The following is a 24667-nucleotide window of genomic DNA, read 5'->3' as shown; positions in this document are numbered from 1 at the left end:
GACGCTAAGGCGTCATCATAAATACAGTAACAAACCGCCTGCCCTCTCCAAAGGAGAAGGCTTAAAAAAGAGCTCCCTCTCCTTTGGAGAGGGCGGGAGTGAGGTTATAAAACACCTAATATGGATACATTGAGTATTTCTGTTCCTGAAATTTTGGTTGCCCACGGATTTATTTCGCCGGCCGACCAGGAAAAGATCCATGCTTTTTCGGAAAGATCGGGTATGTCATACCTCAAAATAGCCCTTAACTTCGGCTATGTTTCCCGCAAAAACTATGAACGCGCCCTGGGCAACGCAGGCTACCACTTTGCCGAAATCCGCCAGGAAGCCTTCGACCAAAAGATCCTCGACCAGGTTGACCTTAAATTTGCCAACGACCAGCTGGGCCTCCCCCTCCGCATCGAAAACAATAAGGTGGTTACCGTTATGGCCGACCCCGGCAATGAACTTTTCCTTGATTTTGTAAGGTTTACCTATGACATGGAACCCGAAATCATCGTAGCATCCGATTTGGAGATCACCTGGCTAAGCCACAAGCTTACCGGGCAAAAATATGTGAAGGCATCTGTTTTTGAGCTCCTTAAACGCGACCCTAAAAGCTCGGCCTCAACAACGTTCACCACAGCACAGTTGGTTTTCATTTTTGCCTTGTGGGGCATTACCGCCATCGGCCTGTTCCTCAACTTTAAAAACGTATCCATCACCATTAACTTAATCATCAGTTCGTTTTTCCTGATAGCTATCATCTTCAAACTGTTTTTGGCGCTGGTAGGCTCCCGGTTTGAGCTGCACCAGGCCGTCACCAAAAATGACCTGCGCACTATCGTAAACGAGGAGCTGCCCGTATATACCATCCTGCTGCCCGTTTACAAGGAAGATAAGCTGATCAAAAAACTCATCTGGAACCTGCAAAGCCTCGACTATCCGCGCGAGCAGCTGGATATCAAACTGCTTATTGAAGAAGATGATGATAAAACATTAAACGCCGTAAAAAACCTCGATTTCCCCTCTGTTTTTGAAGTTATTGTGGTGCCTTTCCACATGCCTAAAACCAAGCCCAAGGCCTGCAACTATGGCCTGCACTTTTCGAGGGGCCAGTACCTCACCATTTATGATGCCGAGGATATCCCCGATACCGATCAGCTTAAAAAAGTGGTAGCCCTGTTTAACAAGCTGCCCGAAAACTATATCTGCATTCAAAGCGCCTTAAACTACTTTAACCGCAACGAAAACTTCCTTACCCGGATGTTCACCCTCGAATATTCGTACTGGTTTGATTATATGCTGCCCGGTTTGGATACGCTGGATATCCCCATCCCGCTCGGCGGCACCAGCAATCACTTTAAAATGGACGCGCTGATTGAGCTTGGCGCCTGGGACCCCTTTAACGTAACCGAAGATGCCGACCTTGGCGTGCGCGCCTATGCCAAAGGCTATAAGGTGGCCATTGTAAACTCCACCACGTATGAAGAAGCTAATAACAACTTCTGGAACTGGATCCGCCAGCGCTCGCGCTGGATCAAGGGCTACATGCAAACCTACCTGGTGCACATGCGCAACCCGCCGGCCCTCATCCGTAAAATAGGCTTTCGCGGTTTCCTGGGTTTTAACTTTTTCATCGGCGCCACATCAGCCACCTTTTTAATTTACCCGGTGCTGCTTATCATCTTTATCTGTTACCTCATATTTGATTTTTCAACCATCCGCAATTTGTTTCCGGACTGGGTGCTGTTCATGTCGATATTTAACCTCATGGTGGGCAATATCCTCATGATCTATATCAACATGATGGCCGTGTTTAAACGCCGTTATTTCGAGCTCATTTTGTTTGCCATAGCCAACCCGGTTTACTGGCTCATGCACTCGGTAGCAGCCTATATGGGCCTGTACCAGCTCATCACCAATCCGTTTTACTGGGAAAAAACCAACCACGGTTTAAGTAAGGTTAATAACCCCACAAACGTTATTAAATGAAAATTGCCAAAAGTACATACCTGTTTATATTTACCCTGGTGCTGGCAGCCTGGTACCTGGTTATTGGCGTATACCTTAACCACTTAGGCTATTATAACCAGGAAAGCCTTTTTTATGTCGAAAAAACAAAGATCGTGTTTGAGGGGCTTGGCAACCGCCTTAAAGTAATGGGCCTAACCGCCCCGCTGCTGCCCTTTTACTCCTCGCTTATATTTTCGTCAATAAACAGTTACCTCGCCCCGGTCATCGCATCGGCGTTGGGTACGGCGGGCTTCTTTTATCTTATTTCGCGCTCGTTTGTTATCAGGGTGAAGGACGATTTTTACCTCATCATGGTAGCCCTGCTATTTTTGCTGCATCCCGGTATCATTTACATGGCCTGCTCGGGCAAAGCCATTTACCTGGTAGTGATCTTCGTGTACCTGTTTTTCCTTAACCTGCTTAAGTTTTACCGCTCAAACACCACGTTCCACGTATCCATAGCCAGCATGTGTTTGGTATTGCTCATTTTTTGCGATTACCGATTCATCTGGCTTACGCTGTTCTTTATCCCGCTGGTGCTGTCCATCACGCTGGCCAGCCTTAACCTGGGCGAAAAGGAATCCATTTTCAGGCTGTTCATGAGCTTTAACAGTCCGTCGTTAAGGCGTAAGCTTATTAATAAAACCTTTGCCATTTATGTCATCTTGTTTATCCTGCCTGTGGTATCGCTGGTTTGCTACAAGCTGCTTAACCAAACCCACGCCAGCGACTATAACTACTTTATGGAGAGCCCCCTGGCCACCTGGAATGTACTGGTCGATAAGTTGAATTACGATACCGCCGCCACTGCCGTAAACTACCAGCTGCCCGAGCTCAGCATCCTGGTATCATTAAGGGTGATTTATTTTTGTCCGCTGATACTGTTTGGCCTGTACCTGCTGCGCGAAAGCACTTATCATGTGCTCACCGTGCTCACCCTGTTTGCCTTTGTAGAGTTTTTGCACATTAAGTACGATAAGCTGTTCCTCACCTACCAGTACTATCTTATATTTTTGTTTGTGGCGCTGCTGTGTATCATATTTAAGGTACATACTATCAAAAATAAACTGGCCGTTAAACTGGGCCTGGCCTTTGTAATTGTACTGCAGCTGTATACCGGCTACACCTTTTTAACCAACTCGCTCATTACCGACGAGCGCCGCTTCATCACAACCCTTAGCCGGCTGGAACCTAATACCGATCAAAACGAAAGCAAAGAAATAGCAGCCTACATCAATAGCCTGCCCGATGGTACGCACATCCTCATGGACGATGCCGTATCATACCCCATTGTGGCTTTTACCAACAATATCAAAAAACTAACCCTGCCCTACCAGCTCAACTCGTTCCTGTCGGCCATTGAAACCCCTTACAAATACGACGACTATATCCTGATAGCCACCCCCAAAAACCCCTTCACCGGCTACACCCAGCTCAGCGACCGGTACATCCCCGAAATCCGCCGCCTCAACAGCGGTGTAAACTATAAACGCGCCTACGAAACCGATGGGTGGATTTTGTACAAGGTGGTGACGTTGCAATAATCAGTTGGCAGTTTTTGGTGGGCAGTTTGCAGTTAGTTTTTTAGTTGCAGTAGCAGCAGTTGCAGTGATAGCGGCCTGTCAGCCTGAGCCTGTCGAAGGGTCGCGCGCAGAGGCCTGCCCGCCATACTTCGACGAGCTACCCATGACCAAGAAAAAAATGTGGTTTTTCGCAGCAGATCAGCTTCGGGTGAAAACGAGCAGAACGATGCTGGGCGGTGCGGCTGAAGGGGCATAGCAAGTTTTTGCAGAAGCGGAGGCATTGCGTGCGAATCGGGGCAAAATAATTGCAGCCCGTGGTTCTGTTCGTTTTGCAGGGTGAAGGCCGCGCCGAGGGCTATGGGGCCAGGCTGTGCGCAAAGAAGCCTTTCTGCTGCAAGCCTTTTTGGTTACTTTTGTGGCGACAAAAGTAACTGGCCCCGCGCGGCCAAGAGCGCGACGATGTAAGTCAAATACTAATGAAGCCCGTTTCCAACCTGTCGGGGATTGCTTTATTCCTTACAGCAATGACGTAGATGTCATTTTACTACCCATGACAAGATAAAAAATGTAGTTTTTCGCAGCAGATCAGCTTCGGGTGAAAACGAGCAGAACGATGCTGGGCGGTGCGGCTGCAGGGGCATAGCAAGTTTTTGCAGAAGCGGAGGCATTGCGTGCGAATCGGGGCAAAATAATTGCAGCCCGTGGTTCTGTTCGTTTTGCAGGGTAAAGGCCGCGCCGAGGGCTATGGGGCCAGGTTGTGCGCAAAGAAGCCTTCTGCTGCAAGCCTTTTTGGTTACTTTTGTGGCGGCAAACGGCGGAGCCTTCTTGAGCACCTTAAAAAATGAACAATAGCGAAAAACGTAACTGGCCCCGCGCGGCCAGGAGCGCGACGATGCAAGTCAAATACTAATAAACCCCGTTACCAGCCTGTCGGGGATTGCTTCACTCCTTATAGCAATGACGTGGTGGATTTGTCATTTCACCTTCAGACGCCCCGGATTTAAACACTCAGCATAACAGCCGTTTCTCCATGCCTTAAATCCGAAATTGAAAATCCCAATTCCGAAATGAAACAATGGCGTTGCCTGCGGCCGGGCTTTACGCTGCAAATCCTCGCCTTAGCCTCTGCGCGAAGGCCTGCGCAAGGCTGTGGGTTTTCCGCTGCAATCCCTAACGCGGCTGCGGCGCGGGGGCCCGAAGGGGAGGATAAAAAATGGTTTGTCCGTCCGTTTTGAGGAAGGGGTAGTTGCCGGACGGGTTTCGGACAGGACCTTGAATTTTTATTTATTGCTTAGCCTTGTGGCCAGTTTGCTAAGTATTGGATTTGCTTGCGGTAGCAGGGAGCATATATTATTAAAAAATAACTATTTATATATAATGAAGAATATTTATATTTATTCCCCAATTTAAACTTAGAACCATAAACTTAGATGGGACAAAAATCCTCCAATCCGCAATCTTTATCCACCCGCTTAAACATTTCTAATCACGAATTTGAAAGTAAAATAGATCAAAGGATTAAATTAGGTACAGATTTAGTTCTCCGCAATATTATAAGTCAAGACGAACTGGCTTTACTTCAGACCGACTACACCTCTTGGAACGGTTATAATAATGAATATTTAAAACAAAGTTTTGATAATCCGCAAAACGAGTATAGAAAATCATACGCTGACGCTGGCTATACTTTTATTGGACAAATGGGAGATGTTCCGGGTAACCCTATTTTGACATTAAAGAATTTAATTAATTATAAACTGACGAGATCTTAAAGATCTAAAAGATAAATCCGAACTCATAAAATCAGAAATTAATACAACTTCATCCCAACAAATAAATGCTCTCTCAAAAACACATGTTTTCATAGTACACGGTCGCGATGAAATCGCAAAGCTACAAGCAGCACGGCTTATAGAAAAACTCGGTTTTACGCCAATTATTTTGCATGAACAAAGCAGTGCTGGAAAAACTATAATTGAAAAAATCGAAAGTTATTCAAATGTCGGGTTTGGCATTGTGCTTTACACTGCATGTGATATGGGTGCCGTACAAGGGGAGGAAGCCAATTTGAAATCACGAGCGCGGCAAAACGTGGTATTTGAACACGGTTTTTTGATCGGGAAGATTGGTCGTAAAAATGTATGCGCACTGGTAAAAGGTGACATAGAAACTCCTAACGATATTTCCGGCGTTGTTTATATTGATATGAATAATGCGAGGTGGGAAGTCGATGTTGCTAAGGAATTAAAGGAATCGGGATATAATGTAGATATGAACAAATTGTTTTAACTCAACAGCACTTCCACAAAACACTTATTATCAGTAAAATAAAAGCAGAAAATTATTAATCAATATATAACTAATCATGGAATACCTTCAAGGAACGGTCGAAGCGGCTTACAATAGACCGTTTGATAATGAAAATGACGAAGTCGAAGTTCGGAGCATTATCAATACTGAATTTAGGAATCGCATAACATCGAACCTGGATTATATAGAAATTGCGAGAGCTAAGATTATAGAATATTTCAAAAAAAATGATATAATTTTAATTAATCATGCTAAAAGGGATTTAAAAACAGAAGACTTTGTTGAAATCGTTTACTTAGAAGTGGAGTTAACCGGGACTGAAACTTTTGGGAATATTACCGAACCTCATTATAGTGGTAGTCTTAAATATTACGCAAAAACTGAAGTTCTTAGAGTTGTAAATATTTTCCAGGATAAAAGTATCGCTTATTATTCATATGACCATCCAACGTTAAGATTTTTAAACTTATCGGCTAACGTTGAGTTTATTGTTGATGACAACGAGATAGATGAATCCGATGATTAATTAAGTTTTATCCTCCCCTCTGGCCCCACCCGGCGCGAGTATGCAGCGTCGGCAAAAGCACGGCGTACTCGTGACTTTATACTTCATCCTATATAAGTTTACAATACAAATTCAAAAAAGTCACGAGTACTCACCCCACAACCTCCCGCTGCATACTCGCGCCAGCTAAGAAATATTATCATTAAAAATGGAATTTGGAGATTTAAATAAGATAAAGGTTTTCGTACAGGTAGCGAGTACTCTCCCCTTAAACTTAAACCCGCCCTGCATAGTCACGCCGGTTATGAATTTATACTAAGAAACTAAAAATGTTTTTTTCATATTCTCTAAAACAACCTGATCATCAATCGAAAGATCATTATTAGTTGACAAAGTTAAATACTTTCGCACTAAAGCAAGTTCATAAGCTTTCTTGATTTCCTTGAAATCTTGACTATCGACGTAAATTTGAAAAAAGCTATCATTTATTGAAAACCTATTTCCTTCAAAAACGATTTTAATATTGTAAGGATCTGAGAAATAGATTCGAGTATCTTGTTGTTTTTCGTCGATGTCAGAAATATCAATTGAAAACTCCGCATAACTCAAATATTCAGTCTGTAGTTTTGCTCGTTTATTACCGTCAACATCTGTTAACTCCATTGTTTTTTTATAACTAATTCACTTTCGGTTTCATTAACTCTTACAACTTTAGGTTTTAAGATTGACTGTGCTTTTTTATTAATCGTTGGTAATTCTCTGACCTTGAATTTAAAGTCTTGATCGGATATAGAAATTTTATAATCAGATTTACTTTCTAATGAATTAATAATAGTAGAATAGATTTTAGTTCGTTCTTCATCATCGAATCTTTCAGCAATCTGTTGATGAAATTTTTCAGAATTAAGATCTGCAAATAAAACGTCGTTTTTAAATCCATCGAAAAGAGTTTTTTAAAGCTGACAAACTTTTCGCTCATGTCATATTTATAGTTCATAATTTCAGTGTCAGCAACCAAACCAATACCAAAACTTTGATAATTCAAATTGACCATTAGAAGATTAGAATCTTTTCGAAACGAAGTCAATGCATTTTCATAATTCGGGTATTCGTCTTCCCCAAAGTTCTTTCTGAATAATATCTCAGCAAAATTTTTGTAAGATGTCTGTATGTTTTTCAAAAAGTCTACAATGTAATCTACGACCACAGCTTTTGAGTATTTATCCGTCTTAGGTTCGATTTTTAGATTAACTGCATTCTCCTTTATAACATTTATATAACTATATTCTACAATATCATTCGCTGATAATTCCCTGACAAGCGAATCCTCTATTTTTTCCTTTAAGCCAATTAATTCAGCTTTTATTTCTGCGTAAGGAGATCCAGATAGCGCCTGATAAATGAGCTTCTCGGCTCTTCCATGTTCTCCTAAATTATAAGCTAAGTTTGCAGCACTTCTAAATAAGACCGATCTCGTGGGTTCGCTATCAAAATCTGCGAATAATTCAAAAGCTGCTTCTTCCTCCAATTCCAAGGCGGCCTTTGTATTTTCATAATAGGCTTCTTTATTTCGATCAATGAGGTTTTGATTTGCAATACGCATCAACTCCATTGCACGGCCATGAATGTTTTTGATGTCTTTCATTTTTTGCTAAAATGTGCTTTTGGAGTAGAATGTTCAACAATAGAAATATATGCAGGTAAAGCAGTATCATCCGATGGCACTGTTTGCATCATCTTTACTTTTACACGTTTTTCAAGGCTATTCGAGAGTGTTTCAATGTTAATTCCAGAAATTTCCAGACGAGCAGTTAAAAAATTTTTCGGATTATATTTTTGGTGCTTGTCATCGTATCCCAACCAGTAATCAACCCCAGTCCCTATACATGCTTCTTCGATGACATTGAATTCAGTAAAATGTCTGGTTAAAAAAAGGATATGGCCTCTGCACTTTTTTCAATAAATTTCTTTTCTTCCTTGTAACCATTTTTCACTACTGTTTTTGTCCATTTCAATCCAATCTCGTCAACCTGATCACCGTATACCTTTAAAATACAACCTGATTGATGATTATTATGCTCTAAAGCGACAATGCTATTCTCGCTCCAAAAATCAGCTTCAGTTGCACTAAACAATGTAATTGTATCTTTTAGCTCTTCTAATGTAAAGATTGTCATACGGTTGAGGTTATTGGTATTAACATGTAATATTATACAAATAAAATCAAATTATAAATACCTCTGTTATCCAACCTACATGAGTATGTAGCCCTGCGCTGGCGCACGCGTGTCGCGTGTGCCTCAATTGCTAAGTCTGCATCGTCGCCTCGCCTACTAAGCCTACATCCTTCGCTGGCGCACGCGTGTTGTGGCCGTTGCACAACGCGCCAGTTATTTTATAATAATTTATGTTAAGATACTGGTTTTTAGTATCTTAATGACATGCAAGGAAAGAAGCACTATCAAGAGAAACTCTTTACCAATTTCCAATTATCCGACCGTGTTCCGGCAGACAACATATACCGAAAGCTGAAAGAAACACTAGATCTTCAGTTTTTATATGCTTCTACTGCTAAGTATTACGGAAAAGACGGACAAAAAAGTATTGACCCGGTTGTTTTCTTTAAGTTATTACTCGTAGGCTATTTGGAGAATCAGCCAAGTGATAGGCGCATCATTAACATATCATCCATGCGCCTTGATATTCTTTATTTTATTGGTTACGATATCGACGAAGAATTGCCTTGGCATTCTACTTTAAGTCGTACCCGTCAGCTTTATGATGAAGACATATTTAACCAATTATTTAAACAAGTATTAAAGCAGTGCATAGACAAAGGAATGTTAACCGGCAAAAGACAGGCAGTTGATAGTGTGTTTGTAAAAGCGAATGCATCAATGAGTAGTGTTGAGGATATTTTAGAGGATGGACAGGTGTTCACAGACCAGTTAAAAGAAGGTCAGGCAACTGAAGGAGATGATCACTTATCCGATAAATCAGAAAGGCAAAAAACACAAAAGCGCAGTAATGCTAACCGGGCAAGTGCTACTGATCCGGATGCGAGAATGTCTGTAAAACCGGGCAAGGTAACTAAGTTAAATTATCTCAGTCAGCTTAGCGTAGATACATCCAGCTATGTGATTACAAGCATTGGAGCCTGCCATGCAGACAAAAAGGACAACCAATGTCTTGATACAGTGCTTGATAAAGTTTGTGCCAATCTCGGAGATCATGGTTTGGAGGTAAAGGAAGTAATTGCGGATGCTAATTATAGCAGTTCAACTGTATTGCAAAGCCTTGTTTCAAGAGGAATTACCGGATATATCCCCAACACAGGCACTTACAAGTCAGAACGGCAGGGTTTTACATATAATGCTGAAAATGATACATACCAATGTAGTCAGGGTAATAGCTTAAAATTTATTGGTTATAAGGATCATCACGGCGTTTCTAAAGAATATATGAGTAAACGATCCGATTGTGCGGTATGTTCTGTTCGCAAACAGTGCCTCAAAAAATCAACCTATAAAACAATTACAAATTCGCTTTCTAAGCCGCTGTTTGACGACATGCACAAACGATTAAACGAGGCCTATGGCAAACAAATGATGGTCATAAGAAAAAGCACAGTGGAGCCTGTCATTGGAACGCTGGTTGAGTACCTGGGAATGAGAAAAGTAAATACAATTGGAATAGAATTAGCCAATAAATGCATGTTGATGGCAGGAATCGCTTACAATCTTAAAAAGTTAATTAAATATGAAGGAAAGTCGTTCTTGCAGGTAATAATGAGCCTTTTAGAAGCATTTAAAAGCTCCCGTTTTTACTACACCTAATCAGGTTTTTCAGGAAAGTGATTAGATAACGAATACTTATTTGTTGTCTAAGTATTCGTTGTGCAACGGCCACGTGTTGCGTGTGCTTCGCATGCTATATCTAATCATCACAAAACTTATAATCTTTTATTCGGATAATCATTCAGCCATAAAGAGCAGGCAACTCCAATAAGACACACGCGACACGCGTGCGCCAGCCGAAAGTTATTTACAGCGCCGATTTACAACTGGCTATTCAACATCCTGTTCACACTCCCCACGCTCAGGCCAAGCCGCTCCGCCACCTGCCGCTGGCTTAAACCTTCATCGCTTAATTTATTAGCCTCGCGGTGCATCCGTTCGCGTTCTTGCCTGGAGGCGTCGCGCAGGTGGTTTTTCTCGCAGTCATTGCCCGTAAAAACAAACTTTAAAAAGCCGTGATGCCGTTCCAGTTGGGCAAGGCATATATTGTCGGCACCATAAGTTTCGGCGGTGCTGCGCTGCTTAATCTGCTTTAAATAGCGCTGGCCGAGTACAGAGTGGCTTTCGCCCATGGCAAAAGCACTGTCGCAAAAATTGATGAGCATCTTACTGCCCTGCAAATCATTGCGGCTCAGCGGCAGCCGCGGGTTACGCTTAGGCGTATGGGCCAATACCAGGATACTCACGCCATGGCGGGTTTTAAGCTTTTTCAGTTCCTTCATCAGCAACAGGGCAGCCCCGGCGCTCTCGGTTCCGTTGCGCAGGCAGGTAATATTATCAATGATGAGCACTCGGGCGTCGGTACGCTTAATGCCCCGAGTTAAAGCTTCAATCACATACCTGTCCAGCTTTTGATAATGCGAGCTTGCGCGGTTAAACTGGTTGTATTCGCCGCGGTAAAATTCGGTGGCAAACTGATAACGGTTTTGGCCGTCGGTATAGCGTTGTTCAAACTGCTTGCCGGTAAGTTCAAAATCAATATACAACACCGGCGAGGCCTCGGCCCCAAGCGTAAAGGGAGCAATGGGTTCGCCCCGGGTAATGCTGTCGGCCAGTTGCACGGCCAGCAGGCTTTTGCCCATATTGGTATCGGCAAACAGGATGCACAGCTCGCCCTCCAGCCAGAAGTTGCCAAACAGCATTTGGGGCGTTTCGTGTTCAGTTTCCATAGCCATCCACTCATTGGCCGGGTAAATATCAAACAACTCAACCACGGCATCCGGGTCGGAGATCACCACCTCCCCCTTGCGCCCAAGCTTAGCCGCCGCTTCCCGCACCTCATTTTGAATCATTTGAATAACCAGGGGTTTTTCTGCAGTATGGTCCATAATTTGTCGCGCCCCTGTCCGGCCGCTCAAAAGCCCGAAACATCCATCGTTATTTGCCGCCAACCTGCCGGCAATCATGAAAGGCACTCAAATTTACCCACTAAAAAGCCCCCCAATGGTGGCAGCATTTTGTCAGTGTTCAATTTTTAAAAACCGGGTGTTCAACGTTCAAAAACCAATTTACATAACCAACTGATTATCAAATACAAGTTGTTCAAATCGCGATTTTGAACAGATTTACTAATCTATAAAACACTGATTATCAGGCGTTCAATTTTACAATAAAACACCAGGTGTTTACACTTTCAAAAATTGAACAGTACAATACAGGTAAGCGCCAATGCTCCGAAACCATCATTGCCCCCCACACAACCAGACACCCCAACAAACAAAAAGGCCCGCCAAACCCTGGCAGACCTTTTAAATTCTTCTACAAAATCAATCCCTTATTCCCTGCTCTTCTTCTTAGCAGGTTCAACATACTTTTCGCCAAGGGCTTCGAGGGCGGCGATGAGTTTTTTGCGTTCTACGGCATTATCAGGCACGGTAGCCAGCTTCTCGCGGCGGGCTTCCTCCACCTTGCGGATCTTCTCGTCAAAAGCCCTGTTGATTTTATCAAGCTCGGGCGTGGTATCCAGTTTTGCTATTTCTGCTTTAATTTGGGCTGCTAATTTTTCAAATTCCATGGGGCTATTTTTGGAAGCGCAAACATAAAAAAATCATCGTAAGTTATTGTTACCGCAATAAAAAGTATGCGTGTTAACTTGTAATTTTTTGTTGCCGCTGAAGCGCGCTATGGAGAGTATGACAGGCCTATGAAACGGCCAATAACGCAAAAAGCCTTAGTTATTAGCTAAGGCTTTTGCGATATTGCACCATTGAAAGTGATAAAGGGTGGCACCGACCTACTCTCCCACGTTTTACCGCAGTACCATCGGCTCTGGCGGGCTTGACTTCTCTGTTCGGAATGGGAAGAGGTAGACACCGCCGATATAGGCACCTGAATTTCTTTTGTTGAGGTGAAAGCTGAAAGGTAAAAGGTCAAAGGTTTTCTTACCTTTTGCCTCTATCCTTTGGCCTTTCGCCTGAACAATGACATATTATTGAAAGAAGTGATTGAATGTAAGAGAAAACAACAGCATTGTTGTTTTTGTTGTCACCGGCTCACTTATTCCTCATTCTACGATATTGCTACCAATGAACTACTGAACAAATGAACCAGTGAACGTTTTTCTATCTGAAGAAAGCTTCGGGCAATTAGTATTACTCGGCTATGATGTCACCACCTTTATACCTGTAACCTATCAACGTAGTAGTCTCCTACGACCCTCAATGGAAGTCTCATCTTGTGGCTAGTTTCGCACTTAGATGCTTTCAGCGCTTATCTATTCCCAACGTAGCTACTCTGCAGTACACCTGGCGGCATAACAGATTCACCAGAGGTTAGTCCAACCCGGTCCTCTCGTACTAAGGTCAGCCCCACTCAAACTTCCTACGCCCACAACAGATAGGGACCGAACTGTCTCGCGACGTTCTGAACCCAGCTCGCGTGCCACTTTAATGAGCGAACAGCTCAACCCTTGGGACCTTCTCCAGCCCCAGGATGTGACGAGCCGACATCGAGGTGCCAAACCTCCCCGTCGATATGAGCTCTTGGGGGAGATCAGCCTGTTATCCCCAGCGTACCTTTTATCCTTTGAGCGATGGCCCTTCCATGCAGAACCACCGGATCACTATATCCGTCTTTCGACCCAGCTCGACTTGTCTGTCTCACTGTCAAGCAAGCTTTTGCTATTGCACTCCACGTACGGTTACCAAGCGTACTGAGCTTACCTTTGAAAGCCTCCGTTACCTTTTTGGAGGCGACCACCCCAGTCAAACTACCCGCCAAACAATGTTCTCCACTTTGTAGAGTTAGACACCAAATACAGAAAGGGTGGTATTTCAACGTTGACTAACCAACTCCTAGCGAAGCTGGATCACAGTCTCCCACCTATCCTACACATCCTGTATCCGATATCAATGTTAAGCTATAGTGAAGGTGCATGGGGTCTTTCCGTCCCGTTGCGGGTAACCGGCGTCTTCACCGATACCACAATTTCACCGAGCTCATGGCTGAGACAGCGCCCAGATCGTTACACCATTCGTGCAGGTCGGAACTTACCCGACAAGGAATTTCGCTACCTTAGGACCGTTATAGTTACGGCCGCCGTTTACTGGGGCTTCGATTCAATGCTTCGCCTTGCGACTAACATCCCCTCTTAACCTTCCAGCACCGGGCAGGTGTCAGGCCTTATACGTCATCTTGCGATTTTGCAAAGCCATGTGTTTTTGTTAAACAGTCGCCTGGGCCTTTTCACTGCGGCTGACATTGCTACCAGCGCCCCTTCTCCCGAAGTTACAGGGCCATTTTGCCGAGTTCCTTAGCCATGATTCACTCGAGCACCTTAGGATTCTCTCCTCGACTACCTGTGTCGGTTTACGGTACGGGTTTTTATTACCTGAAGCTTAGCGGGTTTTCTTGGAAGTCTGATTACCTGAACTATCACCTTGTCCGAAGATTTGGTGTACTATCAGCTTTCAGCAAAGTCTGCGTACTTAACTACAAACTCTATACCTACAGCCTTTAACGAACTATTCCGTCAGTTCGCGTCAGTGTCACTACTCCGTCACCGCATCGCAGTAATAAAAAGTACTGGAATATTAACCAGTTGTCCATCGGCTACGCCTGTCGGCTTCACCTTAGGCCCCGACTAACCCTGATCCGATTAGCGTTGATCAGGAAACCTTAGTCTTTCGGTGGGCGGGTTTCTCTCCCGCCTTATCGTTACTTATGCCTACATTTGCTTTTCTATTCCCTCCACAGTCAGTTACCTTCCTGCTTCGCCGGATAATAGAATGCTCCCCTACCAGTCATATTAATATGAATCCATAGCTTCGGTATACTGCTTGATGCCCGTTTATTATCCATGCCCGATCGCTCGACTAGTGAGCTGTTACGCACTCTTTAAATGAATGGCTGCTTCCAAGCCAACATCCTAGCTGTCTGTGCAATCGGACCTCGTTAGTTCAACTTAGCAATAATTTAGGGACCTTAGCTGATGGTCTGGGTTCTTTCCCTCTCGGCCATGGACCTTAGCACCCATAGCCTCACTCCAGCGTATATTATAAAGCATTCGGAGTTTATCTGGATTTGGTAGGATTTGACTCCCCCGCACCCAATTAGTAGCTCTACCTCTTTATAACTCAACCGCCAGGCTGTTCCTAAAAACATTTCGGGGAGTACGAGCTATTTCCCAGTTTGATTAGCCTTTCACCCCTACCCACAAGTCATCCGGAAACTTTTCAACGTTTATCGGTTCGGTCCTCCAGTACCTGTTACGGCACCTTCAACCTGCCCATGGGTAGATCACAAGGTTTCGCGTCTACCTCCCCTGACTATACGCCCTTTTCAGACTCGCTTTCGCTTCGGATCCGTGTCTTAAACACTTAACCTTGCCAGGGAAGAGTAACTCGTAGGCTCATTATGCAAAAGGCACGCCGTCACCCGTTGCCAGGCTCCGACCGCTTGTAAGTACACGGTTTCAGGTTCTATTTCACTCCCCTGTTCGGGGTTCTTTTCACCTTTCCCTCACGGTACTGGTTCACTATCGGTCTCTCAGGAGTATTTAGCCTTACCGGATGGTGCCGGCAAATTCCCACAAGGCGTCTCCGACCTCGCGGTACTCAGGATACCACTATCCTATTATCTATTACCCGTACGCAGCTCTCATGCTCTATGGCCGGGTTTCCCACCCCGTTCCGGTTCTATTTAATATTCATGTTGTGGTCCTACAACCCCTGCTATGCCGTAACATAACAGGTTTGGGCTTCTTCCATTTCGCTCGCCACTACTCTGGAAATCACTATTGTTTTCTCTTCCTCTGCTTACTTAGATGTTTCAGTTCGGCAGGTTAGCGCATTTATGCAGTTATTCTTCAAATAACTAGGTTTCCCCATTCGGAAATCTGCGGATTAATTCATATTTGCTAATCCCCGCAGCTTATCGCAGCTTATCACGTCCTTCTTCGCCTCTGAGAGCCAAGGCATCCCCCGTGTACCCTTTCTTACTTTCTTCTACTCTTGCGCCTTTTGCGCCGCAAGGTATGTCTTTATTTTAGATCAGTCATTAAGTCATTATTTCATTGAGTCATTGCATTGCTGCTTTGTCTCTTTGTAGTATTGAACCTAACAACGTCTCTATCTGTTGTTTTCTCTTGTTTTCAATTACTTCTTCCAATATGTCAAAGAACGTTAGTTTTCATCTGTAGCGTAACCTATATTATAGTTACTGTAGAATACTTGGTGGAGAATAACGGATTCGAACCGTTGACCCCCTGCGTGCAAGGCAGGTGCTCTAGCCAGCTGAGCTAATCCCCCGTTAGATGAGGTGAAAACTGAAAGGTTAAAGCTGAAAGGTTTTCTTACCTTTTGCCTTTATCCTTTTCCCTTTCTTCCTTTTTTGTAGTCCCGAGCAGATTTGAACTGCTGACCCCTACATTATCAGTGTAGTGCTCTAACCAAGCTGAGCTACAGGACTATTTGTTTTTAGTTGCAGTTATCAGTTGCAGTTTGCAGGACTTTTCTGCCTACTGCTGCTGCCACTGCTTACTGCCACTTGTCCTGTACTTACTTGCGTTTGCACATTCCACAGATGGCTTCATCTTCTGGGTTTCCTTTTGTCTTTTTGTTTGTGTTTTAAGAAATATCATGTAGGTAACAGTTCCGAATTACTCAGAGATCCTGCTCCAGAAAGGAGGTATTCCAGCCACACCTTCCGGTACGGCTACCTTGTTACGACTTAGCCCCAGTTACCGACTTTACCCTAGGACGCTCCTTGCGGTTACGCACTTCAGGCACTTCCAGCTTCCATGGCTTGACGGGCGGTGTGTACAAGGCCCGGGAACGTATTCACCGCGTCATTGCTGATACGCGATTACTAGCGAATCCAACTTCACGGGGTCGAGTTGCAGACCCCGATCCGAACTGTGAATGGCTTTAAGAGATTGGCATCCTGTTGCCAGGTAGCTGCCCTCTGTACCATCCATTGTAGCACGTGTGTAGCCCCGGACGTAAGGGCCATGATGACTTGACGTCGTCCCCTCCTTCCTCTCTATTTGCATAGGCAGTCTGTTTAGAGTCCCCACCTTAAATGCTGGCAACTAAACATAGGGGTTGCGCTCGTTGCGGGACTTAACCCAACACCTCACGGCACGAGCTGACGACAGCCATGCAGCACCTAGTTTCGTGTTCCGAAGAACTGTGACGTCTCTGTCACATTCACTAACTTTCAAGCCCGGGTAAGGTTCCTCGCGTATCATCGAATTAAACCACATGCTCCTCCGCTTGTGCGGGCCCCCGTCAATTCCTTTGAGTTTCACCCTTGCGGGCGTACTCCCCAGGTGGAACACTTAACGCTTTCGCTTAGACGCTGACCGTATATCGCCAACATCGAGTGTTCATCGTTTAGGGCGTGGACTACCAGGGTATCTAATCCTGTTTGATCCCCACGCTTTCGTGCCTCAGCGTCAATCATACTTTAGTAAGCTGCCTTCGCAATTGGTGTTCTGTGACATATCTATGCATTTCACCGCTACTTGTCACATTCCGCCTACCTCAAGTACATTCAAGCTCTTCAGTATCAAGGGCACTGCGATAGTTGAGCTACCGTCTTTCACCCCTGACTTAAAAAGCCGCCTACGCACCCTTTAAACCCAATAAATCCGGATAACGCTTGGATCCTCCGTATTACCGCGGCTGCTGGCACGGAGTTAGCCGATCCTTATTCTCAAGGTACATTCAACTCGATACACGTATCGAGGTTTATTCCCCTGCAAAAGCAGTTTACAACCCGTAGGGCCGTCTTCCTGCACGCGGCATGGCTGGTTCAGACTTCCGTCCATTGACCAATATTCCTTACTGCTGCCTCCCGTAGGAGTCTGGTCCGTGTCTCAGTACCAGTGTGGGGGGTCATCCTCTCAGATCCCCTAAACATCGTCGCCTTGGTATGCCGTTACCACACCAACTAGCTAATGTTGCGCATGCCCATCTTGATCCTATAAATATTTGATTATAATACGATGCCATATCATAATGTTATGCGGTCTTAATCTCTCTTTCGAGAGGCTATCCCCCTGATCAAGGTAGGTTACATACGTGTTACGCACCCGTGCGCCACTCTCAAGGAAAGCAAGCTCTCCTATCCCGTCCGACTTGCATGTATTAGGCCTGCCGCTAGCGTTCATCCTGAGCCAGGATCAAACTCTCCATTGTAAAATGTTTTGTTTAACCACTGACCCTATTATTAATTAATAGAATCTGTATTATTATATCTTTATACAGCCTCTCTTCTTTTTGTAACTCTTCAATCTTCCTCAGCCTTAGCCTTGGTTAATCTCCCGTTACGCTACATGATTTCCATTTCTTAAAAGAACTTGCTCGCTTCATCATCCGAATCAGCTATTATGTCGTCGCAATTTTCATCGCTTAACTTGTCAGTTTGTTTCCCCGAAAATCGCTTTCGGCTCTTTTGTTTTACTCATTAACTATTGTTAACTTTCTTCCTTCTCTTATTGACTGAACTCGCTCAGCCTCAACTTCTTTCGCTCTTTCAAGCTCCCTTCCGTTTGGGTCTGCAAAGGTAGAAAACCTTTTCTTATTTCCAAAACTTTTTTATTTTTTATTTTTCAAAGTTTCAGACCCGCTTCGCTCTCTCCTTTTCCTCTTTTGCGGGCTGCAAAGGTGTGGATTTTTTTTCATTCCCACAAAAAGATTTTAATCTTTTTTTCCTTTACTTTTCTATCCTTTTAATGTACTAACCCGGCTAACTCACTTCCTCGTTTGCGGGCTGCAAAGGTAGCCACTTTTACGCCTTCTCCAAATTATTCTTTACTATTTTTCTTAATGTTCCCTTAACTAACTATACATCAACGAGAAAAAGTTTATACTCTCGTTTAAAAACTTTACTACGCTCTTTATTTCTACTCCCAGCCGCTTCCAAACTATCGTTTACCATTTGTTTATACTATATATAATAAGCCACTCCGAGCCAAAAACAACTCTAATACGTATACCCTATCTTTCTATTATTACATAGTGCAACGCTTTTATACTAATAATACACGCTCAAACTATGGATACACTGACATTGGAGCTCCATTACTATATATACATTATTAGTTTGGGTTAGAGGGGAAGTAAATATTAACGAAAGCGCGTTACTAATGTAGTATCCACGTTATGGATTGAAGCGGATACCGGCCAATGAGCGTAATGCCCGCAGGTGTATGAGCCCGGCCAAAGGCAACGCCCAAATCTTATTTAATAGTAAAGCTGAAATCAAGCAACATTCACTACCACCAGCATGATGCTTAACCAAACTGCAGTTGTATGCCGCCGGCGCACCAAAATATTTTTTCCGCTGCAACCCTTTTGCACCTCTGGTGCAGCCGGCCGATTCTTTAATTTATATACTTTTATTTTCTGTTATTTACTAAATCTGGCCATATCATCATCCAATGTCATTATCAAATTACTTAGAGAGATTTATAAGTAAAACCTTTTGTTCTGTATATGGCCCGCTGTCGCCATTTAACATTATTGAAACACGAAGCACTCGCAATCAATCTCACTGAATACATCATTAACATCGCCCACACCGTATGGCTTTCCACTTTAATGAACTTTCAAAAAACCGACCTTCATCATATAAGAAACAACCATTTTAATCCTATTAGTTTAGCAAGCATACCACATCAAAACCCGCAATAGTTAAAAGATGTTAAATACGCTTTATATATAGGCATTGAGCCAAAGCGTCGTTATATATTAGCAGCTAAATAAAAATTGATTGATTTATATTATTAACTATCTTTGCAGAATGTTTAAAAAGCAACTAACGTTATTAGCCAGTGTTTTAGCTATCGTAATTATTACGTTTGGCAGTTGTAAAAGCAAATACGAAAAGTTAAAAGCCAGTAACGATTACGCTAAAAAATACCAGGAAGCTATTAAGTATTATAATAAAAAGGATTACAACAAAGCTTTAGGTTTATTTGAGGTACTGGTGGAGCGATACCGTGGCCGTGAAGGTGCAGAAGATCTTTTTTATTACTACGCATTTACGTATTACAAACAAAAAGACTATACATCGGCAAGATATCATTTTAAAACATTCGCCGATACTTATCCTTCAAGCCCAAGAGCTGAGGAATGCCGCTTTTTCTCTGCTTATTGCTACTACCTTGATTCGCCGATATATTCGCTTGACCAGGATAATACGTTAAAAGCTATCGACGCTTTGCAGTTGTTTATTAACCTTTATCCAAAAAGCGACCGTGTGGCCGAGGCCAGCAAGCTGATACAAAATCTGCGCGATAAATTAGAAACCAAAGCTTACGCCAACGCCAAACTTTATTTAACCATCAGCGATTATCAATCGGCAGTGATTGCGTTCAACAATGCACTGCGCGACTATCCTGATACCAAATACGGCGAGGAAATGGAATACCTTATTGTTAAAGCGCAATATCAGTATGCTTACCATAGCTTTGAAACCAAACAGGAAGATCGTTTTAACCAGGCTATAGCTTATGCCGATCAATTTGCCGAAAAATATCCGAACAGCAAATACCTGCATGAAACTCAGGCATATGTAAAAGACAGCCAGCAGGGCATAAAACAGGCGCAGCGTTTAATTGCCGAAGCAATGAGCAATGAAAAAACCGCAAAGAAACTTTTAAAGAAAGATACCGTAACAACAACATCGCCATCTGAAAAAAATCAGCCGCAAAAAATACCATATTAATTAAGATATATTAAAGAGTTTAAATTAAGATATGACAGCTAACAACAGTAATAAACCAGCAGCAGCCAGCAGCACTGTAACCCGCGATTTACGCGAGCTGGATACCAAAACAGAGAACATCTATGAGTCGCTTGTGATTATGTCAAAAAGGGCAAACCAGATCTCGAACAACATTAAAGAAGAGCTTCACCAGAAACTTTCTGAATTTGCATCATCAAATGATAACCTGGAAGAAGTATTTGAAAACCGTGAGCAAATTGAAATTTCAAAATACTACGAAAAATTACCTAAACCGTCATTAGTTGCCGTTCAGGAATTTTTAGATGGTAAAGTATACTACCGTAACCCAACTAAAGAAGTTTAGTCTCCCGGCTCCTAAAAAAGCAGCTTCGGAAATTTATTTATATCGTGAAAAACTCCCCTATCGGGAGTTTTTTCTATTTTAGCCTATATTTATCCTTTCGCCTATTGGCGGATCTGAGCTTATGCTTAAAGACAAAAACATTATTTTAGGAGTTTGCGGCAGTATTGCAGCCTACAAATCGGCACTGTTGGTTAGGCTGCTGGTTAAAGCCGGCGCTAACGTTAAAGTAGTGATGACTGCCGATGCCACTAACTTTATTACACCGCTTACACTATCAACGCTTTCAAAAAACCCGGCGCTGGTTGATTATTTTAAGGTCGATACCGGCGAATGGAACAACCATGTTGAACTTGGGCTTTGGGCCGATATGATGGTTATTGCCCCCGCCACGGCCAACACCCTTGCTAAAATGGCTAACGGCCTTTGCGATAACCTGCTTAGCGCGGTATATCTTTCGGCCAAGTGCCCTGTTTATTTTGCTCCGGCTATGGACCTGGATATGTGGCTGCACCCGGCTACCCGCCAAAACGTAAGCAGGCTGCAATCATTTGATAACATCATGATTCCGCCCGGTAACGGCGAACTTGCCAGCGGTTTGCATGGTGAAGGCCGGATGGCCGAACCTGAAGAAATTGTTGCTTTCCTGGAAGCTGAATCAAAAAAACTCCGTTTAGCCGGTCATAAAATACTGGTAACCGCCGGGCCAACTTATGAAGCTATAGACCCTGTACGGTTTATCGGCAACCATTCGTCGGGCAAAATGGGTTTTGCTATCGCGGATGAACTGGCTTTGATGGGGGCCGATGTTACTTTAGTGACCGGGCCTACTGCACAGATCAGCAAGCAGCAAAATATAAAACGGGTTAATGTTATTTCGGCGGCACAAATGTTAGAGGCGTGCTTAACCGCTTATGGCGATGCGAAGGCTTGCATTATGAGCGCTGCCGTTGCCGATTATACCCCGGCTGATGTAGCAACTCAAAAGATCAAGAAAAAAGACGACGATCTCAGTATCGAACTGAAGAAAACCACTGATATATTAAAAACGCTCGGCGAGGCCAAACGGGAAGGACAAATTTTGGTTGGTTTTGCTTTAGAGACCAACGACGAGGAAATGAACGCGATAACCAAGCTGCAAAAGAAAAACCTTGACTTTATTGTACTAAATTCGCTTAATGACGCGGGTGCCGGTTTTGCAGGCGATACCAATAAGATAACCATTATTGATCGTGAGCTTAAGAAAACTACCTTCGAGCTGAAAAGCAAGGAAGCAGTAGCCCGCGATATTTGCAATAAAGTTGCCCAACTGATAAACGGATGAAAAGACTGCTGCTTTATACTTTGCTGATGTTTCTTTGCTGCCGAACTGTAGCCCAGGACCTGAATGCACGTATACAAGTGTTATCGCCCAAGATACAGGTTGCGAATAAGCGCGTTTTTCAAACGTTGGAAACTGCCATGAAGGATTTCCTGAACGGCCGCAAATGGAGTGCTGATCCAATTTTGCCGCAGGAGAGAATAGATTGCAATTTTGTGCTGAACATTACCAACTGGGATGGCAGCAGTAATTTTACCGGCGAACTGCAGGTACAATCATCCCGGCCGGTTTATGGCACATCATACACCTCCACCCTATTAAATCTTAATGATAAAGATATTAGCTTTAGTTATACCGAGGGCCAGACTATTGATTATACCGATCAAAATTTTCAGGGAAATTTAAGTTCGATCATGGCTTTTTATGCCAACATTATTATCGGTCTTGATTATGACACGTTTTCAAAATTTGGCGGCACGCCATATTTTTTAGCTGCACAGACCATCGTAACCAATGCGCAAACATCATCATATGGTGGCTGGAAAGCGTTTGATGGTAATGTAAACCGTTACTGGTTATCCGAAAACCTGAATAATAAACTATATAATCCGCTGCGCAGCTTTTTGTATGATTATCACCGCAACGGCCTCGATCTGATGGCCGATAATGTGAGCAAAGGCCGCAAAGCTATTGATGCCCTGCTACCTTTACTACAGCAAATAGACCGGCAACGTGTGGGCGCGATGCTTCCGCTTATATTTTACACAGCAAAAAGTGATGAACTGGTTTCCATTTACAGCAAAGCCGATAACCAGGAACGGTTAACCGCCATGAACCTGTTTTTAAAGCTCGATCCTGCGAATGGGAATAAATATCAAACGTTGCAGAAATAATCCTTACTGTTAGTTTGAAAACAAATAAAGAAGTTGAGGAACGGCAAAGTAATCCCTACTTACAAGAGCAGGCTTTTTAGTTTGGCTTATTGATAATTACAATTTGTAAGTTAAAGATTATTTCCATTTCGATCAGCTTTATAATATGGGCGTTGCCTGCGGCCCGGACTGTACGTTACAAGTCCTCGCGTTCCCCATTGCAAAGTCATTCGCACGCTGCGGGCTTTACACTTCCATCCCTAACGCGGCCCCGCACAGGCCCGCAATTACCAACCAAACTGTAAGCAGGACAAGCGTTGTCCATACCCTCCGACAAAAAAATCAACAAAATGGATAGCCCATTTTGTTACGGGCTTAATAATCCGCCAGTATTATCAGCTTATCACAAATAGGCATAATCCTTTCTTTACCATTCAAAAAACCAAGCCCGACTACAAAGGAAAAACCGGCAACTATACCGCCCATTTCCTTAATAAGTTCGCTGGCTGCAGTCACCGTACCACCGGTAGCCAGCAAGTCGTCATGTAATAATATATGCTGGCCGGGTTCAAAGGCATCTGTGTGTAATTCAATAGTAGCGGTACCGTACTCCAGCTTATAAGCTTTTTGTTTTATAGTGAAAGGCAGCTTACCCGCTTTACGCACGGGTACAAACGGCACCCCTAATTTGGTTGCCAGTGTGAGCCCAAACAGGAAGCCCCTGCTTTCGATACCGGCCACCGCGTCAATACGGGTTCCCTGCAATTGCTCAACAAAAGCATCGATGATGCTTTCGCATAATCCGGGGTCTTTCAATATGGGCGTGATATCTTTAAAAACAATTCCAGGTTTCGGAAAATCGGGAATATCCCTTATGGCTGCTTTAATTTGCTGGGCTATCATTTGAAAACTAAATAAGGTCCAATTTTACGCAAAATTCCGTCATTAAGTATGGCAATATTTTTCAGCTCGGTCAAATCATTGTAGTTACCATGCTCATCGCGGTAAGCTACAATGGCATCCATTTGTTTGTAGCTGAGATAGGGGAAGCGCTTAAGTTCATTAAAGGTAGCCGTATTGATGTTCACCTTAATGATATGTTTGCCATCAACCGCAATACCGGTTTCAATCTGGCCGTACTTTTCCTTATCAATGCCATAAACCTCTTTCAACTGTTCTTTATTGTAAAACCCGCCTATCCGCTCCCGGTAACGGACAATACGCCGGGCAAATGCGGGGCCTATTCCCCTGATCATGGTAAGCCTCGCCGAATCCGCCGTGTTGATCTCTATCACTTCGCCTGGTTTGGCTTTATTTGTGTAATAAGCAGGACCATCCGGCAGATTAATATATGGCTCAAGGCGTTTGTACGTTGCCGGGCTAACGCTGTACATTTTTTGCACATCGCCTTTGGTAAAAAACCGACCACCTTTTTCTTCGTAATGTTTAATTACGTGCGCCTGATGGTCGGTAAGGCCAAGTTTTAGCCAGTCTGCAACCGGCAAATTGTTGGGATTAAATTTAAAGAGATTGACGGGCAAAGTCGTTTCATTAGCCGTAGAAGTATTATCATCAGCTATAATGCTGCCTGTTTTATCGGTTTCGGTTATCGCTTTATCAAAAGCCTTAAAATTTATTATATTATCTTTGTGGTTTGCCTGAAACATATGGGGGGCCAGCAAAACTATTGCAATTAAAATAATCAACACTACCATTCCGTTCCACTCTTTTTTTGTGACAGACAGGTAGTTTTTAATTTGCGGCCTCATTTATGATATGTTCCAGGCGTTAAATTAAATAAAAATTTAGG

General features: G+C 43.5%; 19 protein-coding genes, 2 tRNA genes and 3 rRNA genes. 10 read left to right on the top strand and 14 right to left on the bottom strand.

Translation table 11 applies throughout. The features are described 5' to 3' along the window. Positions 1–120: 120 nt before the first annotated feature. Together ACRQ5D_RS13775 and ACRQ5D_RS13770 are read left to right on the top strand one after the other, a co-directional pair. Positions 121–1974, top strand: a complete 1854-nt coding sequence (locus ACRQ5D_RS13775) for a glycosyltransferase family 2 protein (RefSeq protein ID WP_091172025.1) — start codon at positions 121–123, stop codon at positions 1972–1974. Continuing rightward, the gene (locus ACRQ5D_RS13770) at positions 1971–3539 is read left to right on the top strand and encodes a hypothetical protein (protein WP_091172023.1); all 1569 of its coding nucleotides are present in this window, start codon (positions 1971–1973) and stop codon (positions 3537–3539) included. The genes ACRQ5D_RS13775 and ACRQ5D_RS13770 overlap by 4 nt, the downstream gene beginning before the upstream one ends. A 515-nt stretch (positions 3540–4054) precedes the next feature. On the opposite strand, the gene ACRQ5D_RS13765 is transcribed toward ACRQ5D_RS13770, so the two are convergent. After that, complete coding sequence (locus ACRQ5D_RS13765) at positions 4055–4351, bottom strand: hypothetical protein (protein WP_432329240.1); 297 nt, start codon at positions 4349–4351, stop codon at positions 4055–4057. Positions 4352–4948: 597 nt separating this feature from the next. Here ACRQ5D_RS13765 and ACRQ5D_RS13760 point away from each other — a divergent pair. The 3 genes from ACRQ5D_RS13760 to ACRQ5D_RS13750 all read left to right on the top strand — a co-directional run bounded on the left by ACRQ5D_RS13760 (position 4949) and on the right by ACRQ5D_RS13750 (position 6354). Beyond that, positions 4949–5290 (top strand): hypothetical protein, encoded by a 342-nt coding sequence (locus ACRQ5D_RS13760; RefSeq protein ID WP_432329238.1) that lies wholly within the window; start codon positions 4949–4951, stop codon positions 5288–5290. A 25-nt stretch (positions 5291–5315) separates the two neighbouring features. Beyond that, the gene (locus ACRQ5D_RS13755; RefSeq protein WP_432329766.1) at positions 5316–5807 is read left to right on the top strand and encodes a TIR domain-containing protein; all 492 of its coding nucleotides are present in this window, start codon (positions 5316–5318) and stop codon (positions 5805–5807) included. Positions 5808–5883: 76 nt separating this feature from the next. After that, the gene (locus tag ACRQ5D_RS13750) at positions 5884–6354 is read left to right on the top strand and encodes a hypothetical protein (RefSeq protein WP_091172016.1); all 471 of its coding nucleotides are present in this window, start codon (positions 5884–5886) and stop codon (positions 6352–6354) included. A 294-nt stretch (positions 6355–6648) separates the two neighbouring features. On the opposite strand, the gene ACRQ5D_RS13745 is transcribed toward ACRQ5D_RS13750, so the two are convergent. From ACRQ5D_RS13745 to ACRQ5D_RS13730, 4 genes are all read right to left on the bottom strand, one after another. Beyond that, positions 6649–6996 (bottom strand): hypothetical protein, encoded by a 348-nt coding sequence (locus ACRQ5D_RS13745; RefSeq protein WP_432329236.1) that lies wholly within the window; start codon positions 6994–6996, stop codon positions 6649–6651. A gap of 154 nt (positions 6997–7150) precedes the next feature. Continuing rightward, positions 7151–7978 (bottom strand): hypothetical protein, encoded by an 828-nt coding sequence (locus ACRQ5D_RS13740; RefSeq protein ID WP_432329234.1) that lies wholly within the window; start codon positions 7976–7978, stop codon positions 7151–7153. Further along, positions 7975–8193, bottom strand: coding sequence for a hypothetical protein (locus ACRQ5D_RS13735; protein WP_432329233.1), 219 nt, complete (start codon positions 8191–8193; stop codon positions 7975–7977). Before ACRQ5D_RS13735 ends, ACRQ5D_RS13740 begins: the two co-directional genes overlap by 4 nt. Positions 8194–8258: 65 nt before the next feature. Continuing rightward, on the bottom strand, positions 8259–8510 hold the full coding sequence (locus ACRQ5D_RS13730) for a hypothetical protein (RefSeq protein ID WP_432329231.1): 252 nt from the start codon (positions 8508–8510) through the stop codon (positions 8259–8261). Positions 8511–8774: 264 nt separating this feature from the next. On the opposite strand from ACRQ5D_RS13730, the gene ACRQ5D_RS13725 reads away from it, so the two are divergent. Beyond that, the gene (locus tag ACRQ5D_RS13725) at positions 8775–10169 is read left to right on the top strand and encodes a transposase (protein ID WP_091162066.1); all 1395 of its coding nucleotides are present in this window, start codon (positions 8775–8777) and stop codon (positions 10167–10169) included. Positions 10170–10390: 221 nt separating this feature from the next. Here the strand turns inward: ACRQ5D_RS13725 and ACRQ5D_RS13720 are convergent, their stop codons facing one another. The 7 genes from ACRQ5D_RS13720 to ACRQ5D_RS13690 form a co-directional block, all read right to left on the bottom strand. Then, entirely contained in the window at positions 10391–11458 is a 1068-nt protein-coding gene (locus ACRQ5D_RS13720) for an AAA family ATPase (RefSeq protein WP_432329229.1), read from the bottom strand. Between the two features lie 446 nt (positions 11459–11904). Then, the gene (locus ACRQ5D_RS13715) at positions 11905–12144 is read right to left on the bottom strand and encodes a hypothetical protein (RefSeq protein WP_090535008.1); all 240 of its coding nucleotides are present in this window, start codon (positions 12142–12144) and stop codon (positions 11905–11907) included. A 206-nt stretch (positions 12145–12350) separates the two neighbouring features. Beyond that, positions 12351–12462: ribosomal RNA gene (gene rrf / locus ACRQ5D_RS13710) — 5S ribosomal RNA — on the bottom strand. A 233-nt stretch (positions 12463–12695) separates the two neighbouring features. Next, positions 12696–15575: ribosomal RNA gene (locus tag ACRQ5D_RS13705) — 23S ribosomal RNA — on the bottom strand. Positions 15576–15800: 225 nt separating this feature from the next. Beyond that, a tRNA-Ala gene (locus ACRQ5D_RS13700) sits at positions 15801–15877 on the bottom strand. Between the two features lie 85 nt (positions 15878–15962). Then, positions 15963–16037: transfer RNA gene (locus ACRQ5D_RS13695), tRNA-Ile, on the bottom strand. 212 nt (positions 16038–16249) lie between these two features. Further along, positions 16250–17770, bottom strand: a 16S ribosomal RNA gene (locus tag ACRQ5D_RS13690). The 16S, 23S and 5S rRNA genes sit together here with 2 tRNA genes alongside, the layout of an rRNA operon. Positions 17771–19376: 1606 nt before the next feature. On the opposite strand from ACRQ5D_RS13690, the gene ACRQ5D_RS13685 reads away from it, so the two are divergent. The 4 genes from ACRQ5D_RS13685 to ACRQ5D_RS13670 all read left to right on the top strand — a co-directional run bounded on the left by ACRQ5D_RS13685 (position 19377) and on the right by ACRQ5D_RS13670 (position 22878). Further along, positions 19377–20303, top strand: a complete 927-nt coding sequence (locus ACRQ5D_RS13685; RefSeq protein ID WP_091173668.1) for an outer membrane protein assembly factor BamD — start codon at positions 19377–19379, stop codon at positions 20301–20303. Positions 20304–20334: 31 nt separating this feature from the next. Continuing rightward, positions 20335–20667: a DNA-directed RNA polymerase subunit omega gene (locus ACRQ5D_RS13680; RefSeq protein ID WP_090529735.1), complete on the top strand. Its 333-nt coding sequence runs from the start codon at positions 20335–20337 to the stop codon at positions 20665–20667. A 121-nt stretch (positions 20668–20788) separates the two neighbouring features. After that, positions 20789–21988 (top strand): bifunctional phosphopantothenoylcysteine decarboxylase/phosphopantothenate--cysteine ligase CoaBC, encoded by a 1200-nt coding sequence (gene coaBC, locus ACRQ5D_RS13675; RefSeq protein WP_431199815.1) that lies wholly within the window; start codon positions 20789–20791, stop codon positions 21986–21988. Continuing rightward, complete coding sequence (locus tag ACRQ5D_RS13670; protein WP_091173673.1) at positions 21985–22878, top strand: DUF4835 family protein; 894 nt, start codon at positions 21985–21987, stop codon at positions 22876–22878. Before coaBC ends, ACRQ5D_RS13670 begins: the two co-directional genes overlap by 4 nt. Positions 22879–23232: 354 nt before the next feature. On the opposite strand, the gene ACRQ5D_RS13665 is transcribed toward ACRQ5D_RS13670, so the two are convergent. Together ACRQ5D_RS13665 and ACRQ5D_RS13660 are read right to left on the bottom strand one after the other, a co-directional pair. Continuing rightward, complete coding sequence (locus ACRQ5D_RS13665; RefSeq protein WP_091173675.1) at positions 23233–23760, bottom strand: adenine phosphoribosyltransferase; 528 nt, start codon at positions 23758–23760, stop codon at positions 23233–23235. After that, positions 23757–24626 carry a helix-hairpin-helix domain-containing protein gene (locus ACRQ5D_RS13660; RefSeq protein ID WP_091173678.1) on the bottom strand — a complete coding sequence of 290 codons (870 nt, stop codon included), beginning with the start codon at positions 24624–24626 and terminating at the stop codon, positions 23757–23759. The genes ACRQ5D_RS13665 and ACRQ5D_RS13660 overlap by 4 nt, the downstream gene beginning before the upstream one ends. Positions 24627–24667: the final 41 nt, after the last annotated feature.

This window comes from Mucilaginibacter sp. P25, assembly GCF_050859465.1.
GTDB lineage: Bacteria > Bacteroidota > Bacteroidia > Sphingobacteriales > Sphingobacteriaceae > Mucilaginibacter > Mucilaginibacter gossypii.
The sequence above is the reverse complement of the archived record's forward strand: the minus strand, read 5'-3'. Positions and strand labels throughout refer to the sequence as shown.

Excerpts from the sequence above, each read along its gene's own strand:
- ACRQ5D_RS13685 (WP_091173668.1), top strand. The coding sequence starts at position 19,377 with ATGTTTAAAAAGCAACTAACGTTATTAGCCAGTGTTTTAGCTATCGTA.
- ACRQ5D_RS13660 (WP_091173678.1), bottom strand. The coding sequence starts at position 24,626 with ATGAGGCCGCAAATTAAAAACTACCTGTCTGTCACAAAAAAAGAGTGG.
- ACRQ5D_RS13740 (WP_432329234.1), bottom strand. The coding sequence starts at position 7,978 with ATGAAAGACATCAAAAACATTCATGGCCGTGCAATGGAGTTGATGCGT.
- coaBC (WP_431199815.1), top strand. The coding sequence starts at position 20,789 with ATGCTTAAAGACAAAAACATTATTTTAGGAGTTTGCGGCAGTATTGCA.
- ACRQ5D_RS13770 (WP_091172023.1), top strand. The coding sequence starts at position 1,971 with ATGAAAATTGCCAAAAGTACATACCTGTTTATATTTACCCTGGTGCTG.
- ACRQ5D_RS13670 (WP_091173673.1), top strand. The coding sequence starts at position 21,985 with ATGAAAAGACTGCTGCTTTATACTTTGCTGATGTTTCTTTGCTGCCGA.
- ACRQ5D_RS13730 (WP_432329231.1), bottom strand. The coding sequence starts at position 8,510 with ATGACAATCTTTACATTAGAAGAGCTAAAAGATACAATTACATTGTTT.
- ACRQ5D_RS13760 (WP_432329238.1), top strand. The coding sequence starts at position 4,949 with ATGGGACAAAAATCCTCCAATCCGCAATCTTTATCCACCCGCTTAAAC.
- ACRQ5D_RS13665 (WP_091173675.1), bottom strand. The coding sequence starts at position 23,760 with ATGATAGCCCAGCAAATTAAAGCAGCCATAAGGGATATTCCCGATTTT.
- ACRQ5D_RS13720 (WP_432329229.1), bottom strand. The coding sequence starts at position 11,458 with ATGGACCATACTGCAGAAAAACCCCTGGTTATTCAAATGATTCAAAAT.
- ACRQ5D_RS13775 (WP_091172025.1), top strand. The coding sequence starts at position 121 with ATGGATACATTGAGTATTTCTGTTCCTGAAATTTTGGTTGCCCACGGA.
- ACRQ5D_RS13745 (WP_432329236.1), bottom strand. The coding sequence starts at position 6,996 with ATGGAGTTAACAGATGTTGACGGTAATAAACGAGCAAAACTACAGACT.
- ACRQ5D_RS13715 (WP_090535008.1), bottom strand. The coding sequence starts at position 12,144 with ATGGAATTTGAAAAATTAGCAGCCCAAATTAAAGCAGAAATAGCAAAA.
- ACRQ5D_RS13725 (WP_091162066.1), top strand. The coding sequence starts at position 8,775 with ATGCAAGGAAAGAAGCACTATCAAGAGAAACTCTTTACCAATTTCCAA.
- ACRQ5D_RS13680 (WP_090529735.1), top strand. The coding sequence starts at position 20,335 with ATGACAGCTAACAACAGTAATAAACCAGCAGCAGCCAGCAGCACTGTA.
- ACRQ5D_RS13750 (WP_091172016.1), top strand. The coding sequence starts at position 5,884 with ATGGAATACCTTCAAGGAACGGTCGAAGCGGCTTACAATAGACCGTTT.